The organism is Alteromonas sp. LMIT006 (genome assembly GCF_024300645.1).
Classification (GTDB): domain Bacteria; phylum Pseudomonadota; class Gammaproteobacteria; order Enterobacterales; family Alteromonadaceae; genus Opacimonas; species Opacimonas immobilis.
In genome coordinates, this window is sequence record NZ_CP101291.1 from 479,142 (window position 1) to 495,184 (window position 16,043).

Genomic DNA, 16,043 nt, shown 5'->3' on the forward strand with positions numbered 1-16,043 from the left:
CCTTATGCTTGATAAAGTATTGATAGCTAATCGCGGTGAGATCGCTTTGCGGATCTTACGCGCGTGTAAAGAACTCGGGATCAAAACCGTTGCGGTGCACTCAACTGCCGACAAAAACCTCAAACACGTTTTGTTAGCTGATGAGTCCATTTGTATTGGTAAGCCTTCAGCACAAGAAAGTTATCTCAATATTCCACGTCTGATTGCCGCGGCTGAGGTAACGAACTCTGTTGCAATCCATCCTGGTTATGGTTTCTTGGCCGAAAGCGCTGATTTTGCTGAAGCGGTTGAGCGCAGTGGTTTTGTGTTCATTGGTCCAAAAGCTGAAACTATTAACATGATGGGCGATAAAGTTGCTGCCATTAACGCGATGAAAGCGGCTGGTGTACCATGTGTCCCGGGATCTGATGGTCCATTAACTGACGATAATGAACGCAATAAAGCCATTGCTAAGCGTATTGGGTATCCGATGATTGTCAAAGCAGCTGGCGGCGGTGGTGGTCGTGGCATGCGTGTCGTGCGCAGTGAAGATGAGCTCGTATCATCGATTGCGACCACCAAAGCAGAAGCAAAAGCGGCTTTCAACAATGATGTCGTGTACATGGAGAAATATCTCGAAAACCCTCGTCACGTTGAAATCCAAGTCCTGGCTGATGGACAAGGCAATGCGATACATTTAGGTGAACGCGATTGCTCAATGCAACGTCGTCACCAAAAAGTAGTCGAAGAAGCTCCAGCACCCGGTATTTCTGAACAAATGCGCGAAAAAATAGGTGAGCGCTGTCGCAAAGCCTGTATTGAAATTGGCTATCGCGGTGCGGGTACGTTTGAATTCTTGTATGAGAACGGTGAATTTTATTTCATCGAAATGAATACTCGTATTCAGGTTGAACATCCTGTGTCAGAAATGATCACTGGCGTGGATTTGATCAAAGAGCAACTGCGTGTTGCCGCAGGTCAGCCATTGTCAATTGATCAATCTCAAATCAAAATCAAAGGTCACGCCATTGAGTGTCGGATTAATGCAGAAGACCCTAAAACCTTCTTACCAAGCCCAGGCAAGATCGATATGTTCCACGCACCAGGTGGTTTAGGAGTGCGTTGGGACTCACATATCTATAGTGGTTATTCTGTGCCGCCATTTTACGATTCAATGATTGGTAAGTTGATTACTTATGGTGAGAGTCGTGATGAGGCAATTAACAAGATGCGTCACGCACTTGAAGAACTTGTAGTGGATGGCATCAAAACCAATGTCGATCTGCAAAAAATGATCATGGCAGATGAGAACTTCTTTGCTGGTGGCACTAATATCCACTATCTAGAGAAGAAACTCGGTCTGCAGTAATCGGTAATGTGACTGGTTAAGCCCCTTCATTGAAGGGGCTTTTTTTTGTGTTGCACTAAGCTAGATTATCATCATGTTCCATAATATAGTTGCGATAACGGTACCACGGAACATGAGGATGAGCATGATGGACTTGATGCAAATTTTGTCCAAGCAGCAACCAACGCGCCCCGATAAAATTATAATTGCGTGCGACATCGTCACGTGTTCGTCCCTGATGAGGATGATGTGGTACCCAATCCAGTACCCATGCCAATATTCCGGTCGCAAGCCACGCCGGGAGCCACCAATACAAAAGCATGTTAGTTATCCCAAAGATGCTGATAAATCCTGCATTTATTGCGGCTAACCCCAATAACTCATTGAACACGCGCTGTTGGTTCAACTGCGGCACCTTGCCCGAACGAATTTGCTTAAAGTAAAACCATCCATAATGGCCGATGACTAAAGGAGCTTTTAGCACACTTTGCCATAAGGGCCCAGTAATAAAAGCATCGGGATCCTTAGCGCTGCGATTGGCAAAAGCATGATGTTGCATATGATTATAGACAAATACACTGTAAGGGATCCCGAGAGGTAAACTGGCGAGACGCCCAAGCCAGATTTCTAATTTCGGTCGTTTTCGCCAAAGCAAACGGTGACTTGCTTCATGCATTACAGTAAAGCTGCCATAAGCTAAGGCGACGAGTCCCAGCCCAATCAACCAATAAGGCAATCCGAAGAGTATAGTACCTGCACACAATAGACTATATCCACCTACTAATAAAAGCATTAAGCAAATTGTTGGTTTGGCTAAGCTTGATTCATGTAGCATAAAATCGCTCCTGTTTTTTAAGGAACTATAATGCAATCTAGGAGACTAATTTATTAAAAGGCGACAAGTGTTTATTATTTTATGACAATTTTTTATGTTTACGCGACAAATATTTATTAAAATGCGACATTTATGAAACCAAACTATTTCGTTCTGCCAAATAGCTTTATCAGTCAATTGCCCCTCACGTGTCGACGTTTTGGTATCGATAAAAGCTACGTGCTAAGGCAAGCTGGGCTATCAGAAGATATTTTGCATGCCGATTACCGGCTGATTCCGCTATCGCAATTTGTCATTTTGTTGGAACAACTTTATCGAGAAAGTGAAGCGCTTGATAGCATTGCGCATTTTGCACAACAGCAAGACATCAGTCGATTATTTATGCTCAAGCATCTTTTATTACGGTGCAAAAGTATGGCTGATTTATTATCTCTTTTGCGCGAGGTGATGCCTCTGATCATCCCTGGCTTAGTGGTGAGTCTCAATGCGGGTGAACACAATTTACGGATTGTAATACATCATCATTATGCCCCAGCTATGCAGCAACTCAGCGCGCAAATGTTTACGATTAGTTTGGCGTGTCACATGTTGCAACAAACTGTATCTGATCCTTTGCACATCCGCAGTCTCATGCTACCCAATAGCCATATACCTGAAAGCGAACTGCTGGTACTCAAACACCTATTCAAATGTCCTATCGCTACCCATACCGAAGCATTAGTGCTCAATTTTGATGCTAAATATACGCAACAAACGATTCAGATCCCTCAATCATGGTCCGAACAAAAAGATCACGCCCCTATCAATCCAGAACTCTGGTTATATCGTTTAAAAGAGATGATTACCGTGGCGTTGCCATCCGGACGAGTGTCATTGCCTATGATCGCACAACAATTACAATGTCACCCTCGCGCGTTACAACGACAGCTAAAAGCACAAGGATTGACATTACAAAGCATAATTAATGATGTGCGGCGCATGCATGCAGAGCATTTGTTATTGGATACCCACTATGACATGTTAACCATCAGCCATATGGTTGGCTTGAAACATCAAAGCCAGCTATCTGCAAAAGCAATGCAATGGTTTGGGGTATCAGCGCAGGCATATCGAAAGGCTAAATTAGAACAGAAAAAAGCCCACCAAAAGGTGGGCTAAACAGCAAGAACGCGTACACACTTCAACAGTGCATAATAGTTACGCAGGCTGTTCAAAAAAGGTTCACATATAAATGCAAACTTTTTACACTGAACTAAAAACACAGTTATCACAAGACATCGGCTTGTTAACTTACCTTAGGATCGTATTGGATAAACCCTATGATCTGGTTGATATTGAACAAGATATTCGCGACTTATATGGTTTCCCAGAAAGGTTATTCGGCAGTTATCGAACAGAATGGTTACACTATTGTTTACCGCAACTCTCAAAACTGATCCCTGATACTTTTGCGGATGAAGAACATTTTATTACCTGGTTAGAACAGCAGTCACCTCGACTTGACCCTGAAAAAGTACAAGAACTGTTAACAATTGTGGATCAGGTGAGTAATTTTTCAGAAAAACTTGTCCCTTTTCCAACACCATTACGTAATCATGTCTATCAACTTTTAAAATTATAAACCTTTGCATATACGATTATAGTATTAGATGATTTTCTAACAAAAGGACCTTTTATGTTTGGACTGTTCAAGAGTAATCCCGAGAAAAAGCTTCGTAAAAAGTACGATGCACTGCTTGAAAAAGGCATGCACGCACAACGTAACGGCGATATGAAAGCGTACGCTATGATCACTGCAGAAGCAGAAAAAGTCTGGGCTGAGATAGAATCTCTTACTCCTAGAAAACAACAAAATTAACACAAACCATCAAGTCTTACTTACGTATTTTTTACAACTGCGTTTGTTTTTTCATCAAATTTTATTTTATTAAGGACCTTTGTCGTTAAAACCGATTGCGTGGTTTTGTGCAAGGGTCTTGTGCCAAAGTCGTATTTATCAATCGCTAATTGAATATTAATGTTCTGTTTGTTTTTTGTTAACACAAATGGGAACACACAACTATGAAAAAACTATTATCTTTAACAGCAGCTGCTGTTGCTCTTGGCTTAGCTTCACAAGCAAACGCTGCCGTTACTCTTGCAGAAGACGGTGACACTAAAGTAACTCTTGGCGGTTTCATCAAAATGGACGCACGTCACGTAAACGGTGACCTTTACCGTGACGGTTACTGGATCGGTTCTGCTGGCGCAGGCGATTTCAGCCAGACTGACTTCAATGCCGACCAGTCTCGTTTACAGTTTAAAGTTCAACACGGTAAAGTAACCGGTGTATTTGAAGTTGATGCTGCTACTGCAGAAGGTAACGAAATCATTTCTAACTCTTCTGGTATTCGTATTCGTCACGCGTTCATCAAGTGGGATAACTGGTTAGTGGGTCAAACTTGGTCTACTTTTATGCCTCTACACGCTCTTGCTGAAACGCTTGATTTTGGTGGCGCGCACGTAGGTGAAGCGTTTATCCGTCAAGGTCAAATCCGTTATACTAACGGCGGTTTCTCTTTCGCACTTGAAAACCCATTCACATTCGGCGGTGACCGCGATGAATCTAAGCAATCTATGCCTGACATCATTGCTCGTTACGACTTTAAAGGTGACTGGGGTCAAGCAAACGTAGGTGCATTATTCCGTAAAGTGGACCAATCTGGTATCGACGAAACGGCAGTAGGCTTCAACGCAGCAGCCAAAATCAAAACGGGCGGTAAAAATGACCTTCGTATCTCTGTAGCTCAGGGTGAATATGGTCGTTATGTAGGTACCGTTGCTGTTCCTGACATCATCACTGTAGATGGCGAAACTAAAGTTGAAGAAGGTACTTCTTTCACTCTTGCATACCGTCACTTCTGGAACGATGCAACTCGTTCAACTTTCTTCTACGGTAACTCTACAACTGATCTAGGTGATCGTGACCGCACTCATTGGGGTGTTAACGTGATTACTTCTGTAACGTCTAAATTAAAAACAGGTGTTGAGTTTGGTGAATATTCACAAGACGAAGCAACTGATTTAAGCTCTAACTACTTAATGTTCTCTGCCGTTTACGCGTTCTAAGAACCCCAAAACAGCTAAACATAGAAACACAAAGCTAGGTCTTCGACCTAGCTTTTTTCTGTCTGATAAACCAATCTTCATGTTGTAAATACACATTGCGTATGTGTTCAATGAGTAATTTGAGCTTTTGATCGGGTTGACGCATGTTCGGATACACCGCATATATACCAATTTGCTTAGTATCGTATTCAGGTAATAACGCCACCAGTGATTGAGCTTTGAGTTCTTCATGCACTGCGACTTTGGGTAAATACGCAATACCAATACCAGACAACACAGCGGTTTTGAGTGATAACAAATTATTTGCTTGAAAATTACCACTGACTCTCTCGTAGTAATCTATCCCGTTGACCGCTAAGCGCCACGTATCCGCGCCAGAGCTTTCATATTTATACGTCAAACAGTTGTGATATTGCAGTTGTCTTGAATGTTGTGGTACACCGTTGTGGCGCAAATATTCCGGACTGGCGACCAAGACCCAATCAGAATCCACCAAACGCCTCGCAATCAAGCTGGAATCCGCCAACTCTCCTGTACGTATCGCCAAATCAAAGCCTTCCTCCAACATATCCACAAAATGATCGGCCACGACTAAATCAATATTGATGTCTGGATATTGCTGAGTAAACTCTGCCAATGCTTGATTGATTAACACTGATGCCGATACCGATGGCACCGATAAACGAATGGTTCCACTTAAGTTATCGCTATAACCGGTCACCGCATCTTGGGCATCTTGTAAAGCGACTTTTGCCAACTTGGCTTTCTCATAAAGCGTACGACCACCATCAGTCAAACTCAACTTGCGCGTAGTTCGATAGAGCAACTGCATATTTAAGGCTGATTCTAGGCGTCCAATACGTTTACTCACGACGGAGTTGGTGATCTCAAGCTGCTGCGCCACCTTGGCAAAAGAACCCGCTTCAACGACCTGTACAAACAAAAATATGTCATCTGCTTTAACTTTACCCACATTTGCCCCACTAATAGAATCAATCAACCAAATTATTATAGCAAAAAGGGAAACTAATTTATGACCATGCGACTATTTATTTATCTTGATACAACATCTATTATCAGCTACTGACTAGCAATATTAATATGGGCTTTGTATGCACACTCTTAACTCGTCTTATCTCAGTGCACTGCGCGAACGCCTTGCACCGGACCAGCTAATTGAAGATATCTCAAGACGCAGAGCCTATGCCACGGATGCGAGTTTTTATCAGCTGACCCCGTTGCTGATCGTGCATCTTGATTCACTTGAAGAAGTCCAAGATGTGTTGGCACTGAGTTTTTTGCACAATGTGCCTGTGACATTTCGCGCAGCAGGTACAAGTCTGTCTGGCCAAGCCATTACCGATTCGGTATTGATTACATTGAGTGGAGAATGGCGTGGTCACACGATCCATAATCAGGGTAAACAAATCACGCTACAGCCCGGAGTTGTTGGTGCAGATGCTAATAAATACTTAGCCCCATACGGACGCAAGATTGGTCCGGACCCCGCATCCATTAACAGCTGCAAAATTGGCGGTATTGCCGCAAACAATGCCTCGGGTATGTGCTGTGGTGTTGCGAACAATACCTTTTATACTGTCGCGGCGATGACCATTGTGCTGGCGGATGGCACCATATTAAATACCGCTGATCCGCAATCCGTCGCCAGTTTTCAGGTTTCCCATCAAGATTTGCTTGACAATCTAAGCGCCCTTGCCCGAGATGTGCAAAGAGACAGCGAACTGTGTGCACTCATTGCGCACAAATATCGCCTCAAAAACACCACTGGCTATGCCGTTAATGCGTTAACGGATTTTACCGATCCCATTGATATATTGATGCATCTCATGGTGGGTTCCGAAGGTACTCTTGGTTTCATAGCTGATATTACATACAACACGGTCGTCGAACACCCTCATCGTGCTACTGGCCTATATTTGTTTGCCAATGCGACTCAGGCCTGTGATTTGACCTCTCGCCTGCAGTCGGCTCCCGTGGATGCAGCTGAGCTTCTTGACCAACGCGCGTTGGATAGTGTCAAAGGCAAACCAGGATTACCACTGAGCTTTTGCGATCGCGACCCACAATGTACTGCCTTATTAATTGAAACGGCAGCACCGGATGCCACAACATTGGCCTCTCAAATTGAAGAGCTAGAAGCAATTGTGGCCGGCTTTGCCCCCATCGAGCAAGTGACTTTTACCACCGACAAAACACTTGCGACACAGCTATGGGCCATTCGCAAAGCGACTTTCCCCGCTGTAGGCGCTGTGCGTGAGACGGGTACTACCGTTATCATCGAAGATGTCTCATTCCCCAGTGAAGCCCTCGCGCAAGGTGTACAAGGCTTACATGAATTATTTGTCAAATATCAATACGATGAAGCCATCATCTTTGGACATGCCTTGGCCGGTAATTTGCACTTTGTGTTTACTCAAGCGTTTGATACGGATGAGCAAATCGCGCGTTATGATGCCTTCATGCAAGATGTGGCTCATCTCGTAGCAGTACGTTTTGGTGGGTCGCTCAAAGCTGAACATGGTACGGGTCGCAATATGGCACCGTTTGTTGAACTCGAATGGGGCGAAAAAGCCTATCGCGTGATGCAACAAGTCAAGCAGATCATGGATCCGACCTATGTGCTTAATCCCGGTGTGATTTTGAATGATGATAACAACGTCCACATTAAAAACCTCAAAGCCCTGCCAGCTGCTAATGAAATTGTCGACAAATGTATCGAATGTGGGTTCTGTGAGGTGGTGTGCCCCTCCAAAGAATTGACCTTTACCCCGCGCCAGCGAATTGCAGTATGGCGTCGCATTCAACAACTCAAAGACAAGGGGTATTTGATTGATTCAGAGCGCCAAGAACTGGGACAACTCGAATACGATTATCAGTATTTTGGTATCGATACCTGTGCCGCGACTGGATTGTGTGCCGAACGTTGCCCAGTCGGCATTAATACGGGTGATTTGGTGAGAGCATTACGTGCCGAACAGCGCGGTAAATTCGGTCAGGTCATTGCGCAGTTCAGTGCGAAGCAATTTGATAGTATTACCGGTGTCGTCAAAACGAGTCTTAATGGTGCAGCCAAAATCAGTCGTATTCTTGGTCGTGATAACACAGATAAAGTCGGCTCGATATTGCACAAATCCTCAAGAGGCACGATACCTTTGTGGTTTGCCAAATATCCCCAAGGCGCCAATAACATTCCTCGTACCACACAGTCTACAGACAAAAAAGTGGTTTATTTCCCCAGTTGTGCCACGCGCAATATGGGGGCAACTCCAGAGGCACGTGAACAACGCAGTGTGCCTGAGGTGGTGCTTAGCGTCTTTGAAAAGGCTGGGTATGAAGTCATTTTACCCAATAACATCGACGGTCAATGTTGCGGCATGCCGTTTCACTCCAAAGGGTTTCCACATACAGCTCAAGATAAGGCAAATGAATTACTACAACGCTTAAACCATTACTCCAAACACGGCGAATACCCCATTGTCTTTGATACGAGTCCATGCAAGCTTCGCCTAAAAGAACACGGCTCAGTATTACCCATCTATGAAACGACCGAGTTTGTGGTCGAGCATATTTTGTCGCAACTAACGATTACGCCTAAAACCGAGCCCGTTGCGCTGCATGTTACCTGCAGTAGTCAAAAAATGGGGATCGCAGAGCATTTGCGCACCCTTGCTAAAACCTGCGCAGAGATCATCATCGAACCAGAGGGGATCCATTGTTGCGGGTTTGCCGGAGATAAAGGAATGACGTTACCAGAACTCAATGCCAGTGCCTTGAAAGGGCTTCGTCAGCAGGTGCAAGGCAAATGCACAACGGGATATAGTAATTCTAGGACTTGTGAGATTGGATTGTCACAACATTCGGGCATTGATTATCAAAACGTGTTGTTCTTATTGGATGAGGTCAGCACGGCAGAATCTTGAGGGTCGGCTGTGAGTGCAGAGCGGACAATTTAAACTGCAATAGATATAGAGTAATAAGTAGCCCACCCTCGACTTTAGCAAGGTACGGGCTACTTATTATTTTGATTAGGATGATATTTTAAACAAAACTAAATTTTTACTTTTCTTTTTAGGTACGGTGAATACAGGCTTACGTCGCATCATTGGATCAGTCTCATCCTGTGAAGACCAAGGTGAATCAATGGCACCTGTTAAATATTGATTTTCAATACTAGACATAGCAATGATACCTGTTGAATCGTACTGGCGATTTTCTCTCAAATCCAACCAAGAATATATCGCTTCAGGAATCACCCTAATAACATAAGATTTCTCATTTGCTTGTATCCTTTTTGCATTTCCAATAAACGTAATTAAATCGCCTGTACGGTATTCTTCTGTTGCATTAAAGTTAGGTGTAAAGATAACAACTTGAAATTTATCATCTATTTTTTTTACAGGATCAGGGCGGATATATCTATTTTGCTCTGTTACTTGTAAAATAATTAATGAATTCTTACCTAAATATTTAATATCCAAAACTTCACCACCCCACCTTACCATATGTCCTTCGCTGGTAGTTTCCACTACTTCTGTAACAGAAATGTCTTTTTCAATGCTAAATTCTTTTACCGGGTTTGTAGTAGTGCATGCTGAGCAAGCAATAGTCGTCAAAGTTAAAATCAAGGTTTTAAACTTCATATTAATTTTCTCATGAATTAAAGAGGTTTTATAATATGTATAAAATAATTACAGTTTTATGAACCTTACTTTGAAATTTAATTAAATGTAGTAGCACAATAAAAATTTCAAGATGCCTCTGCGCCCGCTATCCGTGGTTCTGAATCATTCAATTGTTGAGAACTTTTTACATATATCCTAAAGATGAAAAACCCAGTAGAAGCTGGGTTTTATCTTTTGGACTTAATACTTAAAATTAAAATGAACCTATCAACTTCAGTTTCGCATTCACAGGCTCTGCCACAGTCGCTTGATGCGTAGAGTGTGCATTCGGGAAGTACAGCTCATCAGTGGCATTCTCGATATGCAACTGTAAGCGCAAGTCATCCGAGAATTCATAATAACCAGCCAAATCGATGCGCGTGTAACTTGGCAACACTGCTGAGTTGCTATTGTCGATGAAGCTCTCGTCTTGATAAGTCACACCTAGGCTTATACCGGCTTGGTCATTGATTTCATATTGAGCCCAAGCTGAGTAGGTTGATTCTGGTAACTCACGCGGGGTTAATCCAGTATTGCCGGAGCGATTGACAATCTCACCATCAAGCTGTGAGAAATTCACACTAAAGCTAAAGCGTTCATTCAACTGACCCAATAATTGCATTTCAAAGCCTTCAATTTGCGAATCAATCACATCTAATGTCGCAGGATCGTTATCTGCCGTTTGCGGTGAAGATTGCTCATTTTCAAACATTGCAGCAGTGAAACTCAAGGTCTCAGCAAAGTCCCATTTGATACCCACTTCACGGTTGGTGAAGGTATCCGGGTCCAACTGATTATTATTGCCATTGATATTGGCGTACTGTTCACCGGAACGCGGCAAGAACGATTCGCTGTAACTTATATACAATGAAATATTTTCTTGTGGTTTGTAGATAAACCCTGCACGAGGCGAGACTTCATCATCAACACGTGAACGCACTTCATCAACTTTCATATTATCCACGGTAATATCAAAACGGTCGAAACGCGCACCAAGCACAAGGTCAAACTGTTCAGACAAGGCGATTTCATCTTGGATATAAAAAGAAGTAACTACCAAATCCACATCGGTCATGTCATTGAGATCGGTAAACGCAACCGTGAACGCTTCATTGCCAAATGTCGTTCCCGATAAAGCATTAAAGGCGAGTGGACGAGTGGCCAAAAACGTCTCACGATCATCGCTATTGGTACTAAAGACAGGGTTGTAACGGTATTGATAAGAATCAGTTCGAATGTACTCGATACCCGTCATAAACGTATGTTCAATATCGCCTGTATTAAACTCACTGATGATATTGCCTGACAATACGGTATTTTTACGTTCAGTTTCATCAATGTAACCATCCAACTCCACTTCATCCGTGGCAGGTTCGAACGCGGTTGCATAGAAGTTCACGTATAGCTTTGCAAAATCGCCATAATACACGTTGAAATTACCTTTAGTGTTTTCACTGAATTGGTGCTCAATATTGGCACGGAAGGTGTTCGCCTTGACCGTGTGGTAATTGTTATCAGGATCACCAAACACGATATTCTGTAAACGATCCACTGGTCGGCCATCTGCGCCCGTCGGTATGCCTCGATCGATGAAGCGCTCGTGATCGATATATTCATAGGACAAATCGATGCGGGTAAAATCACTTAACTGATAGCGATATGTTGGATTAAAGCCAATGCGCTCACCATCGTAAAAATCTCTGTCGCCTTCTAGATTTTCGATCATCACATTCAAACGCAAAGCAGAGTCATCATTTAAGACATGGTTTGTATCAATGGTACCCATCACCCCGCCAAAAGTATCTGCGCTTAACGTATAGGTAGATTTTTTGGCATCATCTAGTTCAGCGCGTTTGCTCACTCGATTCAGTACACCACCGGTACCGCCACGACCAAACAACAACGCATTTGGACCACGCAGAATCTCAACTTGCTCTACATTATACAGCGCACGGTAATACTGCACGTCATCGCGATTGCCATCGATAAAAAAGTCTGCAGAAGAACGCACACCACGAAATACCACTGAATCACGATGGCCTTCACCCTGCGACGTGTTTACGCCTGGGGTGTAATCGATAATTTGGCTGATGCTTGTGATACCACGACCTTCAATTTCACTTGCCGTTAGGATAGATAAACTCTGTGGAACATCCAAAATCGGAGTCGGAGTCTTCACCGCGTTGGAATGATTGACAGATAAGTTCTTGGCTTTGACTTCAATGGTTTCGATATCTACTGCGGTCGTAGTGGCGATGGCCGGAAAAGTCATGGCAATTGCGCAAGTAAGTGATGTGAGTGAGTGTTTCAAGTGGTGCTTCCCTTTTATAGAGCGATGTATGCTATAAATCAATTCGGGAGCTAATATAGTAGAAAACAAACCTTAATGCAAACAATTCTCATTAAGATAATGGTATTAGAATCACTTTACACAAAAAAGCCGGCCATACGACCGGTTTAATAGCATAGGATGACACAAAGATTATTTGAGCAAACGTAACTTCAACGGCACGCTAAAACTTAATCCCGTTGAGCTTGCAATTGCGCCCATTAGAGCAAAAAGCACGTTTGCAATGGCGATGAATGGCATAATACTGGCTGAAAAGACTATTGCTCCAACAATCAATACCACCAACACGGTAATGCCCCAATTCATACATTCTTTGGCCTGTGCTTGAACATAAGGCTCTGAGCGTTGCATAAACGCGAATAACAACCCAGCGATCACGCCCAAAACACTGCTCATTAGCCACATGACCATAGCGGTGTTCTTTGCGTCAGTTGAATCCGTTGTCGTGCTGACCACAGGTGAAGATTCCAACATACCCATATATATCCTTCCTTATTTGGTGAGTGTGATGTGATAGTTAACGACCTCTCAACGACAAGATTTAGAGGGATCGGTACTTTAAATATAGTTGAGACAATATGAAATGCGACTTTCGCCGGAACAAAAATTTACCCAATTCAAATTTTATCAAATTTATGCGAGAAAACCCCGTGATCAGACTTGCTCTGTCGCGGGGTAGTTCACTCAGCAAGCGGATGTCAGCGCTTACGCACTGCTTTGTACTGCGTAGGACAATACCCTCGATTCACATCTGGACTACGCAATGCGCCGTGTTTCGTGGCTCTACCGGATACTCTAGCTCGCCAATTGTTGAACGTTTTGCGCTTGAGGTTGGCTCTCATCAATTTGATGACGTCTTTTTCGGGTAAACCGAACAACGCTTCAATCGCTTCAAACGGAGTGCGGTCTTCCCACGCCATTTCAATCACTCGAGAGACTTGTTCTGGGTCAAGTTCAGTTGAAGCCACCTCTCGCACTGAACGATGTTTGGCCGATTCAGATTGAGGGGTTTTGGGAAAATCGTCTGGGTGCATTGTTTGAAACTATTTTGAATAAAAACATCATATACGTAATCTATGCAAGATTAGTTTTCATTGCGCGCTTGATTAATGATATTGAGCAATTCACTCGCGGCTACCGCATCCGACATCGCTCGGTGATGACGGGTCATGCTGATCCCAAAATGCTTGGTCAAATTAGCCAGTGAATAGGATGGTAATTTGGGATAAGTTCGTCGCATTTGCTGAACCGTACACAACTTAGGCATGCTAAAGCGCTCGCCCAGTCGTTCATATTCGGCTTTAATAAAGCCATAATCAAAATTGACATTGTGTGCGACAAAAATCGTTCCCTCCATAAACTTCCGCAAACTATCAGCAATCTCGGCAAAACGAGGGGCATTAGCCACCATGCTCTGATCAATGCCTGTCAACGCAGTGATATTTTTTGGGATCATACGCTCGGGATTGAGCAGGCTTTGCCATTCATCAATGACATTGCCATGTTGCAGTTTGACCGCGCCGATTTCAGTAATCCGGTGATTACCGGCTCGTCCCCCTGTGGTTTCGATATCAACCACCACATAAATCTGGTCTGGATCAACACCCCATTCCACCCGTGTAATGTCTACCGCGATCCCCAGTTCACGCATTTTGGCCAAGGTCACTAGCTGGTTTTTGCGCAGCACATCACCTTGAGCTTTGATTTCTTTAAAAATAAACTGCCCATTTTCGACAATCGCAATATCAGGAAACCCATCGCAATACATCGCGTAGTTTTGTGCCATTGCCCGAAGCATACTGGTGATTTGCTCACTTTTAAGGTATTTAAAAAAACGCACCATACGCTGATGAATGACTTTGTGCCAACGAAAGATCCCATTGCTTTGACCGTAGTATTGCGTCGCTCGTTGCAGTAACAATCGCTCCGCTTTGCCAGGGTCTTGCAGCTTGGCAAGTTCAGCTTCAACGCCATCAGCCCGCTCGGTGTAAAGATTATTATGAATGAGATGATATGGCCTGTGGTCAAACTCATTACCCGCTGGATTATTTGGATCAAACAACAGCGGCCAAAACACAAGTCCAAACAATGCGCGCCATGGCTCGTTTTCCATACGGTACGCTTCGATACCTCGCTGTTGATAAACCTCCACACACGCGAACTCGACTCGATTGCGGTGAATTTCATCCAACGTGATGAGATCACTGCCGCTGCGAAGCCAATCGGTTAGCATGCTCGTGCGTTTTTGCTTGGTTTTACGCGCCAAAAAATCCAGCGCAAAAAACAAAACGACCTCGTTGGGCGGCTCCTCAATCAGCGCCTCACATTCGGCAATCACTTGGTCTTTGTCACCATGCTGATATTCATAGCGCAAACGTTTGGCAATGGCGTCGCTGTGTTGAGATTTGCGCCAATACTGCACAGCCAATTTCGGCTCGGTCGCAAAACAACGCTTACCATACATAAACCAATATATATCCCTGAGCTCCTGCCCTACTCCGTTAAGAGTCTCAATATCTTCTACCGGCGCTGGTAGTGGTAAACCATGTTTGTTGGCACGTTTCACATCGCGCAGGGCAACCGACCAGTAATAGTGCGTTTGGGCATCATCTAGATGCTGATATCGCGCCCCTTCTGTCACTTGTTTGCGCGTACGCATAATGCCCAAATCCCGCATCGAAAACTGATTCAGTCGCCCCGACAAATGGCCAAAAAACAAGAACAAGCCATATTCAATTACCTCATCAACCAAGCGATAACTATAACTTTGCAGCAATGCCGTTTCCCGTACTTGCGCGTACTCTGTTCTCGCTTCAACCCATTCTAAAATATGTGGTTTTGCGACTGATTTAGCTGGTGCTGGAAGCGCTAACTCATCACATAACCCAAATAATTCCCCTTTAGTCAACTGCGCAAGCCAAGTTCGATATTCACTTTGTGGGATCAGGGTAAACCAACCTAGGCGATGACATTCGATAATGGCGTCTTCCGGGTCGGATATTTCATCATACCCAAAGGTATGATGTGCCAAAAAAGGGTATTTGCGATTGAGGCTGCGCACCAACACACACTGCACATCTTTTGGTTGATCCCGAAATACAGTAATGAATTCAATATCTTGTGGGCGCAACAAATGCGCATTGTACTGGGTTAAAAACTGCAAAAACTCAGCAAAATGATCAAGATAATAAAAGGTTGGAAGGACTTTACGCATACATTTAGAATACGCGTTTTTGCTTAGCAACCCAAGCAAAATGCTGTTGCAGTTCGGGATCGGCTAGGATTTTATCAAGTGTGTCGTAATGCTTCGCCAACGTCATCTCATCATAGCGTTTATGTAATCCGGTGTGGCACATGCGGCATATTTCGATGCCTTGATTCAACATCGCTTTATCGAAATGTTTGCGAAAAAACGTGCGGCGGTGCATTTTACGCGGGATCAGATGATGAAACGTCAAGTGGACCACGCGTCCACATAAAGGACAGGTGCCGTGCTTTTTTTTTGACTCTTTTTGTGGGTTATTGCGTATCACTAGTAAAGGAGTATCTATGAGTTTAACTGAAGCGAACACTTTCGAGTGTCCATATTGCATGGTCGTCAACGACATTGAGGTCGACCTGCACAACGATTTGGGGCAACAACAAATCGTCGATTGCCAAATTTGCTGTGCGCCTATTGAAGTATACGTTCATGACAGTGGTTTTGGACTAGAAATTATTGCCAAACGGGATGATGAATAA

At 43.8% G+C, this 16,043-nt stretch carries 15 protein-coding genes; 7 read left to right on the plus strand and 8 right to left on the minus strand.

All coding sequences use genetic code 11. From position 1 onward, the window contains the following. Positions 1–4 precede the first annotated feature (4 nt). Positions 5–1,348 carry an acetyl-CoA carboxylase biotin carboxylase subunit gene (accC, locus tag NLG07_RS02195; protein ID WP_254856081.1) on the plus strand — a complete coding sequence of 448 codons (1,344 nt, stop codon included), beginning with the start codon at positions 5–7 and terminating at the stop codon, positions 1,346–1,348. A 55-nt stretch (positions 1,349–1,403) separates the two neighbouring features. On the opposite strand, the gene NLG07_RS02200 is transcribed toward accC, so the two are convergent. Further along, positions 1,404–2,162 carry a fatty acid desaturase gene (locus NLG07_RS02200; RefSeq protein WP_254856082.1) on the minus strand — a complete coding sequence of 253 codons (759 nt, stop codon included), beginning with the start codon at positions 2,160–2,162 and terminating at the stop codon, positions 1,404–1,406. A 132-nt stretch (positions 2,163–2,294) separates the two neighbouring features. Here NLG07_RS02200 and NLG07_RS02205 point away from each other — a divergent pair, with 132 nt between their 5' ends. The 4 genes from NLG07_RS02205 (at position 2,295) to NLG07_RS02220 (ending at position 5,270) form a co-directional block, all read left to right on the plus strand. Then, positions 2,295–3,320 (plus strand): AraC family transcriptional regulator, encoded by a 1,026-nt coding sequence (locus tag NLG07_RS02205; RefSeq protein ID WP_254856083.1) that lies wholly within the window; start codon positions 2,295–2,297, stop codon positions 3,318–3,320. A 73-nt stretch (positions 3,321–3,393) separates the two neighbouring features. Continuing rightward, positions 3,394–3,783, plus strand: coding sequence for a hypothetical protein (locus tag NLG07_RS02210; RefSeq protein WP_254856084.1), 390 nt, complete (start codon positions 3,394–3,396; stop codon positions 3,781–3,783). Positions 3,784–3,837: 54 nt separating this feature from the next. Beyond that, positions 3,838–4,020 (plus strand): DUF6435 family protein, encoded by a 183-nt coding sequence (locus tag NLG07_RS02215; protein WP_254856085.1) that lies wholly within the window; start codon positions 3,838–3,840, stop codon positions 4,018–4,020. Positions 4,021–4,223: 203 nt separating this feature from the next. Further along, the gene (locus tag NLG07_RS02220; protein WP_254856086.1) at positions 4,224–5,270 is read left to right on the plus strand and encodes a DcaP family trimeric outer membrane transporter; all 1,047 of its coding nucleotides are present in this window, start codon (positions 4,224–4,226) and stop codon (positions 5,268–5,270) included. A 34-nt stretch (positions 5,271–5,304) separates the two neighbouring features. Here the strand turns inward: NLG07_RS02220 and NLG07_RS02225 are convergent, their stop codons facing one another. Continuing rightward, on the minus strand, positions 5,305–6,243 hold the full coding sequence (locus NLG07_RS02225; protein WP_254856087.1) for a LysR family transcriptional regulator: 939 nt from the start codon (positions 6,241–6,243) through the stop codon (positions 5,305–5,307). 139 nt (positions 6,244–6,382) lie between these two features. Here NLG07_RS02225 and NLG07_RS02230 point away from each other — a divergent pair, with 139 nt between their 5' ends. Continuing rightward, complete coding sequence (locus NLG07_RS02230; protein ID WP_254856088.1) at positions 6,383–9,211, plus strand: FAD-binding and (Fe-S)-binding domain-containing protein; 2,829 nt, start codon at positions 6,383–6,385, stop codon at positions 9,209–9,211. A gap of 105 nt (positions 9,212–9,316) precedes the next feature. On the opposite strand, the gene NLG07_RS02235 is transcribed toward NLG07_RS02230, so the two are convergent. From NLG07_RS02235 to NLG07_RS02260, 6 genes are all read right to left on the minus strand, one after another. Further along, entirely contained in the window at positions 9,317–9,931 is a 615-nt protein-coding gene (locus NLG07_RS02235) for a Slp family lipoprotein (RefSeq protein ID WP_254856089.1), read from the minus strand. A gap of 235 nt (positions 9,932–10,166) precedes the next feature. After that, positions 10,167–12,263: a TonB-dependent siderophore receptor gene (locus tag NLG07_RS02240; RefSeq protein ID WP_254856090.1), complete on the minus strand. Its 2,097-nt coding sequence runs from the start codon at positions 12,261–12,263 to the stop codon at positions 10,167–10,169. A 171-nt stretch (positions 12,264–12,434) separates the two neighbouring features. Then, entirely contained in the window at positions 12,435–12,776 is a 342-nt protein-coding gene (locus NLG07_RS02245; protein WP_254856091.1) for a DUF4870 domain-containing protein, read from the minus strand. A gap of 224 nt (positions 12,777–13,000) precedes the next feature. Beyond that, positions 13,001–13,270 carry a TIGR03643 family protein gene (locus NLG07_RS02250; protein ID WP_303049222.1) on the minus strand — a complete coding sequence of 90 codons (270 nt, stop codon included), beginning with the start codon at positions 13,268–13,270 and terminating at the stop codon, positions 13,001–13,003. Positions 13,271–13,386: 116 nt separating this feature from the next. Beyond that, entirely contained in the window at positions 13,387–15,516 is a 2,130-nt protein-coding gene (locus tag NLG07_RS02255) for an exonuclease domain-containing protein (protein WP_254856092.1), read from the minus strand. Positions 15,517–15,520: 4 nt separating this feature from the next. Further along, a complete protein-coding gene (locus NLG07_RS02260; RefSeq protein WP_254856093.1) occupies positions 15,521–15,769 on the minus strand; it encodes a hypothetical protein in 249 nt (82 codons plus the stop codon). An 82-nt stretch (positions 15,770–15,851) separates the two neighbouring features. Here NLG07_RS02260 and NLG07_RS02265 point away from each other — a divergent pair, with 82 nt between their 5' ends. After that, entirely contained in the window at positions 15,852–16,043 is a 192-nt protein-coding gene (locus NLG07_RS02265) for a CPXCG motif-containing cysteine-rich protein (protein ID WP_254856094.1), read from the plus strand.

Excerpts from the sequence above, each read along its gene's own strand:
- accC (WP_254856081.1), top strand. The coding sequence starts at position 5 with ATGCTTGATAAAGTATTGATAGCTAATCGCGGTGAGATCGCTTTGCGG.
- NLG07_RS02200 (WP_254856082.1), bottom strand. The coding sequence starts at position 2,162 with ATGCTACATGAATCAAGCTTAGCCAAACCAACAATTTGCTTAATGCTT.
- NLG07_RS02205 (WP_254856083.1), top strand. The coding sequence starts at position 2,295 with ATGAAACCAAACTATTTCGTTCTGCCAAATAGCTTTATCAGTCAATTG.
- NLG07_RS02210 (WP_254856084.1), top strand. The coding sequence starts at position 3,394 with ATGCAAACTTTTTACACTGAACTAAAAACACAGTTATCACAAGACATC.
- NLG07_RS02215 (WP_254856085.1), top strand. The coding sequence starts at position 3,838 with ATGTTTGGACTGTTCAAGAGTAATCCCGAGAAAAAGCTTCGTAAAAAG.
- NLG07_RS02220 (WP_254856086.1), top strand. The coding sequence starts at position 4,224 with ATGAAAAAACTATTATCTTTAACAGCAGCTGCTGTTGCTCTTGGCTTA.
- NLG07_RS02230 (WP_254856088.1), top strand. The coding sequence starts at position 6,383 with ATGCACACTCTTAACTCGTCTTATCTCAGTGCACTGCGCGAACGCCTT.
- NLG07_RS02235 (WP_254856089.1), bottom strand. The coding sequence starts at position 9,931 with ATGAAGTTTAAAACCTTGATTTTAACTTTGACGACTATTGCTTGCTCA.
- NLG07_RS02245 (WP_254856091.1), bottom strand. The coding sequence starts at position 12,776 with ATGTTGGAATCTTCACCTGTGGTCAGCACGACAACGGATTCAACTGAC.
- NLG07_RS02255 (WP_254856092.1), bottom strand. The coding sequence starts at position 15,516 with ATGCGTAAAGTCCTTCCAACCTTTTATTATCTTGATCATTTTGCTGAG.
- NLG07_RS02265 (WP_254856094.1), top strand. The coding sequence starts at position 15,852 with ATGAGTTTAACTGAAGCGAACACTTTCGAGTGTCCATATTGCATGGTC.